Here is a 905-nt window from a genome sequence, read left to right on the forward strand (position 1 = left end):
GGTCCCCGCCACTGTCGCGGATTCGGACGCCATCATACCGGTCGACCTCGCCGGGCGTGATCCGGAGTCGGTCCTGCGCGCCCTTTTCAGCAACCGGTCGGGGAACTGAACTCATGAGAAACAAGCTGGCATCCGCCATTTTCGGTTTGGCCTTGTCCTTCGGCTTCATCCCTGCGGCACATGCGCAGATGGTCCAGATCGCCATGTGCATGGACGGCGGCTGTAGCTGCCATGTGCCGGGTACGACGCTTTCCGATGTCGAGATCATCCTTGGCGCTCCCAATCCTCCGGGAGCCGCCGACATGACCCTTGTGGTGTATGAGAACGAATACAGTTGGCGTTCCCAAACGCCTGCGCAGATTGATGCCTAAACGCCTGCGCGGGGCTACCGACGCATCAGCCTGTCCCCTGTTCTCGCTTACAGGTCAGGCCGTGCCAGATCAGGTGAGCGGCGAGACCCGCCAGATCAGGTGGGGCGGATGGTTTTCTCCTAGCAAACTGATGTCAGGGGCGATTGGCCATGTGAACTGGACCTCAACCGGGGGACATTCATGGCGTGGTGTTCTCGTGGATGAACGGCTGTCGGACGGCTCCGGCACTACGGGGGCGAGCGTCATCTGGCGGTTGACCTTGGTTAGCCCCACCGAAATTACAGGCTCAAGCGTCTTTGAGTATGACATTTCATCTGGTCTTGCCGATGCGGCAGCGCAGGCCGTTCTCCAGAACATGCAGTGCCGGACGGTTACCCCGTTCACGGCGCGAAAGGTTGGGTGAAAGACTCGTTAAGGAAGTCCTATCCTTACGACTGTGTCGTAAGCGCTGTTCTGGGAGCACCTTTCACGCGAGGGCGTAGGGGCCGATGTTTGGAGCCTTTGAGGGCTTCGACATATGACGATTTCAGAGTT

The 905-nt window shown here is 59.3% G+C and carries 2 protein-coding genes; both read left to right on the forward strand.

The window, feature by feature from the left end; translation table 11 throughout:
• The first annotated feature begins 113 nt into the window (after positions 1 to 113).
• Positions 114 to 371, forward strand: a complete 258-nt coding sequence (locus CEV33_RS00250) for a hypothetical protein (RefSeq protein ID WP_094538643.1) — start codon at positions 114 to 116, stop codon at positions 369 to 371.
• Positions 364 to 774: a hypothetical protein gene (locus CEV33_RS00255; RefSeq protein WP_094538644.1), complete on the forward strand. Its 411-nt coding sequence runs from the start codon at positions 364 to 366 to the stop codon at positions 772 to 774. Before CEV33_RS00250 ends, CEV33_RS00255 begins: the two co-directional genes overlap by 8 nt.
• Positions 775 to 905 lie beyond the last annotated feature (131 nt).

The sequence above is a fragment of the Brucella grignonensis genome, from assembly GCF_002252505.1.
GTDB lineage: Bacteria > Pseudomonadota > Alphaproteobacteria > Rhizobiales > Rhizobiaceae > Brucella > Brucella grignonensis.

Coding starts and splice junctions, on each gene's coding strand:
- CEV33_RS00250 (WP_094538643.1), top strand. CDS start 114: ATGAGAAACAAGCTGGCATCCGCCATTTTCGGTTTGGCCTTGTCCTTC.
- CEV33_RS00255 (WP_094538644.1), top strand. CDS start 364: ATGCCTAAACGCCTGCGCGGGGCTACCGACGCATCAGCCTGTCCCCTG.